The sequence below is a fragment of the Mesorhizobium sp. M7A.F.Ca.AU.001.01.1.1 genome (assembly GCF_004022735.1).
GTDB lineage: Bacteria > Pseudomonadota > Alphaproteobacteria > Rhizobiales > Rhizobiaceae > Mesorhizobium > Mesorhizobium ciceri.
Map to the genome: position 1 here is coordinate 1 of NZ_RZPF01000439.1, position 5,602 is coordinate 5,602.

Sequence of the window (5,602 nt, forward strand, 5' to 3'; positions counted from 1 at the left end):
ATTCATGCTCGGCCAATGGCCCTTCCCTCACTCAATGGCATGCGCGCTTTCGAGGCCGCCGCTCGCCTTGGCAGCGTCAAGGACGCGGCGGAAGAACTGCATCTGACACCCTCGGCTGTCAGCCGGCACATCCGCGCGCTTGAACGAAATCTTGGCCAGGACCTGTTCGAACGCGGTTTTCGCCAGATAACGCCAACCATAAGGGGCTCCTACTATGCGCGCAGCCTCTCGGAGGCGTTCGAAGCGATCTGGCGCGCCACCGATGACGTCAGCCTCTCCGAGGGGTCGCGCCACGGCAAGATCCAACGTGTTCGGGTCTTGTGCGTGCCCACCGTTCTGAACCTTTGGCTGGCGGACCGGTTGCCGAACTTTCGCCGGTTGCATCCGTCGGTGGATCTGGAGATCTCCACTTCAGGCAAGCGCGCCAACTTCGATTTGGCCATTGTCGACGAGTTCGTCTACAAGGCCGGCCCGGCTCTGACGCTGCTGATCCCGCTGCTTTTGACGCCGGTCTGTGCGCCTTCGCTTCTGGAGGGGCCTGTGCCGCTGCGATCGCCGGCCGATCTGGTCAATCATCATCTGATCCATGAATGCGAAACCATGAGATGGAAGCGTTGGCTGGAGCAGGAAGGCGTTCTGGAAACGACGCCAAAATCCAGCACAACACTGGATGATTGCACCTTGATCATGCGCGAAGCGATCAATGGCGCCGGAATAGCGCTTGCGGACACGATGATGGCGCAAGATTTTCTGCAGCAAGGCAAGCTGGTCGCGCCGTTCCGTGCCCGCCACACCTATCCGGCCGGCATTTACCTGCATCAGCGTCGCAGCATCGGCAACAAGCCAGGCACCGGTCTGTTTCAGGATTGGCTGCTCGCCGAAGTCGCGGACCACAAGCAGGTGATGGCAATCGCTTAGATGCCCCCCAACCGAAAATGTCGGGAGCCACCGCTTCAGATTGGAATCCCCGCGTCGAACCTCGACTCATCCGTGGTCCAGCGATGACCCACCATCGCCTTGCATCGATAATCGCAGTTCTCATTGAATATCTTTAAGGCCAAAGCCGGCAAATAGGTTGCTTGTCGGTTCCCCTGCGGCAGGCTTAACCTGCACGCGGCCAACGCGTGAGGGCGCGTGCTGCAAAAGGGGAACATTGCCATGACGATACAGGGTGCTTCACCTGATCTGTACAACGAGGATTTGGCTCCGGCCAAAGTTCGAAACTGGGGACCATTCTCGATCTTCAACGTCTGGACGTCGGACGTCCACAGCCTTTGGGGCTACTATCTTGCCGCCAGTCTGTTCCTGTTCTGCGGCGGCTTCGTCAATTTCATCATCGCCATAGGCATCGGCTCGCTGATCATCTACGCGCTGATGAACATGGTCGGCTATGCCGGCGTGAAGACGGGCGTGCCCTACCCCGTGCTTGCCCGCGCCTCTTTCGGCATCTGGGGCGCCAACATACCGGCGCTGGTGCGCGCCGTCGTCGCCTGCTTCTGGTACGGCGCGCAGACTGCCGCCGCCTCGGGCGCGATCGTGGCGCTGCTGATCCGCACGCAATGGTTCGCCGATTTCAACGCCAGCACGCACTTCCTCGGTCATACCGGCCTGGAGGTGATCTGCTTCGTGGTCATCTGGGGGCTGCAATTGCTGATCATCCAGAACGGCATGGAAACGGTCCGCCGCTTCCAGGACTGGGCCGGCCCCGCGGTGTGGGTGATGATGCTGATCCTGGCGATCTATCTCTGTGTCAAATCCGGGAGATTTGCCTTCACCAGCGACATCCCGATGGACGTGCTGCTGGACAAGACGAAGGATGCGGGCGTGCCCGGCACGCCTGGCTCCTGGACCTCGCTGTTTGCGGTGGCCGCGATCTGGGTCACCTATTTCTCGGCGCTCTATCTCAATTTCTGCGATTTCGCCCGTTACGCGCCTGACAAGGCATCGCTGCGCAAGGGCAACATCTGGGGCCTGCCGATCAACCTGATCCTGTTTTCTCTGGTGGCCGGCGTCACCACCATTGCCGCCTTTGACGTCTATGGCGAGGTGCTGCTGCATCCCGACCAGATATCGGCGAAATTCGACAGCTGGTTCCTGGCAGCCCTTGCTGCCCTGACCTTTGCAGTTGCGACGCTTGGCATCAACGTCGTGGCGAACTTCGTCTCGCCGGCCTTCGACTTCTCCAATGTCTTTCCCAGGCAGATCGACTTCAAGAAGGGCGGCTATATCGCGGCCGTGATCGCCCTGCTGCTCTATCCCTTCGCGCCATGGGAAGGCAGTGCGGCTTCCTTCGTCAACATCATCGGCGCGACGATGGGGCCGATCTTCGGGGTGATGATGGTCGACTACTACCTGATCCGGAAGGGTGAGGTCGACGTCGAGGCGCTTTATCGCGAAGATGGCGAATTCCGCTTCCAGGGCGGCTGGCACGTCAACGCCTTCATCGCCGCCGGCATCGGCGCCATCTTCTCGTCGATCCTGCCCAACTTCACCAACTGGCTGCCGTCCTGGTGGGGTGTCTATGGCTGGTTCTTCGGCGTGGCGATCGCCGGCATCATCTACTACGTGCTGCGCACCGCCGCTTTGGGCGCCGGCGCCAGGACCGCGAAGGCCTGACAAGGTGAATTTTGGGGCGGCGAGAGCCGCCCCAAAACCTACCCGAGCATCTCGGCCAATCTGCGCACCGTGTTCCAGTTGCGCGACGTGCCCGTGCCCATGCGCTTGTGATTCATCGCCGCAAGCAGCCGCGAGCTTGGCCTCTCGCGCGAAAAGACGACCCAGATGTCGCCGCCGACCGAAGTCACTTTTTCATCCTCGCCGGCATAGGCCTGGAGCCCCGTCACGGCCTCCACGGGCGCAGGCTTGCGCATCACCCGTACGGCCACCTGATCGCCTGCTTTGGCCGAATCGGCCGGGAACGGATTGCCGGCGGCAAGCTTCAGCCAGTCCTTGGCACCACGCACGATGATGTCGACATGGCGGCCGAAGGTTTTTTCGAAGGCTGCCTCCAGCCGCTGTTCAAGGTCGGCAATATCAGTTGCCGGCGCCTCGAAGACCAGATTTCCGGTCGCCACCAGGGTGCGCGGGTTCTTCAGCCCGAGATCTTCCGCCATGGCCTTGAGATCGGCCATGACGACCCGGCGGCCCTCGCCCAGAATGATGCTGTAAAGCAGCGCGACATAGGTCTGCATGGCCGACCGGCCTACACCAGCCGGCTCTGCTCCACCGCTGCCTCGATGAAACTGGCGAACAGCGGATGCGGGTCGAGCGGCCGGCTTTTCAGTTCCGGATGATACTGCACGCCGATGAACCAGGGATGGTCCGGGTATTCGACCGTTTCCGGCAGCACGCCGTCGGGCGACATGCCGGCGAACACCAGGCCGCAATCCTCAAGCCGCTCCTTGTAGTCGACATTGACCTCGTAGCGGTGGCGATGGCGCTCGGAAATCTGAGTGTCGCCGTAGATCTCGGCGATCTTGGAGCCCTTGGCGAGCTCGGCCTGATAGGCGCCGAGCCGCATCGTGCCGCCGAGATCGCCGGTTTCGCGGCGCTTCTCCAGCATGTTGCCTTTCAGCCATTCGGTCATCAGGCCGACGACCGGTTCCTCGGTCGGACCAAACTCGGTCGAAGACGCATGCTCGACGCCGGCCAGCGACCGCGCCGCCTCGATGCAGGCCATCTGCATGCCGAAGCAGATGCCGAAATACGGCACTTTTCGCTCACGCGCGAACTTCGCCGCCAGGATTTTGCCTTCCGAGCCGCGCTCCCCAAAGCCGCCGGGAACCAGGATGCCATGCACCTTTTCCAGCCACGGCGTCGGATCCTCCTTTTCGAAGATCTCCGATTCGATCCAGTCGAGCTTGACCTTGACGTGATTGGCCAGGCCGCCATGCGACAGCGCCTCGATCAGCGATTTGTAGGCGTCCTTGAGGCCGGTATATTTGCCGACAACGGCGATGGTCACCTCGCCTTCCGGATTGTGGATGCGGTTGGACACCGCCTGCCACGGCTCCATACGCGGCTTCGGCGCCGGATCGATGCCGAAGGCGGCCAGGACTTCCGAATCGAGCCCTTCCTTGTGATAGGCCATCGGCACGTCGTAGATATGCGGCACGTCGAGCGCCTGGATCACGGCGCTTTCGCGCACATTGCAGAACAGCGACAGTTTTCTGCGCTCTTCCTTGGGGATAGCGCGGTCGGCGCGGACCAGCAGGATGTCGGGCGCGATGCCGATGCCGCGCAGTTCCTTGACCGAATGCTGAGTCGGCTTGGTCTTCAGCTCACCGGCCGTCGGGATATAGGGCATCAGCGTCAGATGCACGTAGACGGCATTGTTGCGCGGCAAGTCGTTGCCGAGCTGGCGTATAGCCTCCAGGAACGGCATCGCCTCGATGTCGCCGACCGTGCCGCCGATCTCGCACAGCACGAAATCATAGTCGTCATTGCCGTTGAGGACGAAATTCTTGATCTCGTCGGTGACGTGGGGGATGACCTGCACGGTGGCGCCGAGATAGTCGCCGCGCCGCTCGCGCTCGATGATGTTCTTGTAGATGCGGCCGGTGGTGATGTTGTCCTGCTGGTTGGCGGAGCGGCCTGTGAAGCGCTCGTAATGGCCAAGATCAAGATCGGTTTCCGCACCATCGTCGGTGACGAAAACCTCGCCATGCTGGTACGGCGACATCGTCCCCGGATCGACATTGAGATAGGGATCGAGTTTTTTGATGCGTGCGCGATAGCCTCGCGCCTGCAGGAGAGCCCCAAGGGCCGCTGCGGCAATGCCTTTTCCAAGTGAGGAAACCACGCCGCCTGTGATGAATACATATCGCGCCATGGGAGTCATCGCTTAACGCGGCCGGATTGATTCCGCCAGAGAAAAAACCACCGCGAAGGTTTTTTCCCAAGAAGGCGCTCGGATCGTGAACAGGGCAAAACAAAAGGGCCGGCTGAGCCGGCCCTTTCGGCAGGATGACGAAAACGTCAGATGATGACGACCTTGGTGCCAACCCTGACGCGGCTGTAGAGATCCATGACGTGCTCGTTGATCATGCGGAAGCAGCCATTAGAGGCGCTGGTTCCGATCGACTGCGGCGCGATGGTGCCGTGGATGCGCAGATGCGTGTCCTTCTTGCCGTCATAGAGATAGATGGCGCGGGCGCCGAGCGGATTCTGGCCACCGCCAGGCATGCCGTCCTTATACTGGCCGTAATGCTTCGGCTCGCGCTTCTGCATGTCCAGCGTCGGGATCCAGCGCGGCCATTCCTGCTTGTCACCGACCGCGACCGTGCCCTTGAACTGCAGGCCCTCGCGACCGACCGCAATGGCGTAGCGCCGCGCGGTGGAAGATGATTCGACGAGGTAGAGGCGCCGCGCGCTGGTGTCGATGACGATGGTGCCGGCATCGTAACCAGTGAATTCCACGTCCTGCGGCACGAATTCCGGCTTCACCTTGAACTGCTTCTTGGCCTCCCTCTTGGCGAGAGCCTGATCGAGAGCCCGCGTCTCGGGAAGATAGCTTATCGAGGAGCCGGACGACGTCCCGCCGAAAAGGCCGGCGAACAGGCCGCCGCCGCTCGGCTTCTTCTGGCCGATGACTTCGCTGCGC

The 5,602-nt window shown here is 61.6% G+C and carries 5 protein-coding genes; 2 read left to right on the forward strand and 3 right to left on the reverse strand.

The annotated features are described in order from the left end of the window. On the forward strand, window positions 1-918 hold a 918-nt coding region (locus EN884_RS23560; protein WP_245491974.1), incomplete at its 5' end, for a LysR substrate-binding domain-containing protein. A 240-nt stretch (window positions 919-1,158) separates the two neighbouring features. Then, window positions 1,159-2,616: an NCS1 family nucleobase:cation symporter-1 gene (locus EN884_RS23565; protein ID WP_024503329.1), complete on the forward strand. Its 1,458-nt coding sequence runs from the start codon at window positions 1,159-1,161 to the stop codon at window positions 2,614-2,616. A 38-nt stretch (window positions 2,617-2,654) separates the two neighbouring features. Here the strand turns inward: EN884_RS23565 and EN884_RS23570 are convergent, their stop codons facing one another. The 3 genes from EN884_RS23570 to EN884_RS23580 all read right to left on the reverse strand — a co-directional run. Continuing rightward, on the reverse strand, window positions 2,655-3,191 hold the full coding sequence (locus EN884_RS23570) for a DUF1697 domain-containing protein (RefSeq protein WP_013531732.1): 537 nt from the start codon (window positions 3,189-3,191) through the stop codon (window positions 2,655-2,657). A gap of 11 nt (window positions 3,192-3,202) precedes the next feature. Further along, complete coding sequence (locus EN884_RS23575; RefSeq protein ID WP_013531733.1) at window positions 3,203-4,840, reverse strand: CTP synthase; 1,638 nt, start codon at window positions 4,838-4,840, stop codon at window positions 3,203-3,205. 137 nt (window positions 4,841-4,977) lie between these two features. Next, window positions 4,978-5,602 (reverse strand): L,D-transpeptidase (locus EN884_RS23580; protein ID WP_164895121.1); only part of this gene is annotated, 625 nt, incomplete at its 5' end.

Coding starts and splice junctions, on each gene's coding strand:
- EN884_RS23575 (WP_013531733.1), bottom strand. CDS start 4,840: ATGACTCCCATGGCGCGATATGTATTCATCACAGGCGGCGTGGTTTCC.
- EN884_RS23565 (WP_024503329.1), top strand. CDS start 1,159: ATGACGATACAGGGTGCTTCACCTGATCTGTACAACGAGGATTTGGCT.
- EN884_RS23570 (WP_013531732.1), bottom strand. CDS start 3,191: ATGCAGACCTATGTCGCGCTGCTTTACAGCATCATTCTGGGCGAGGGC.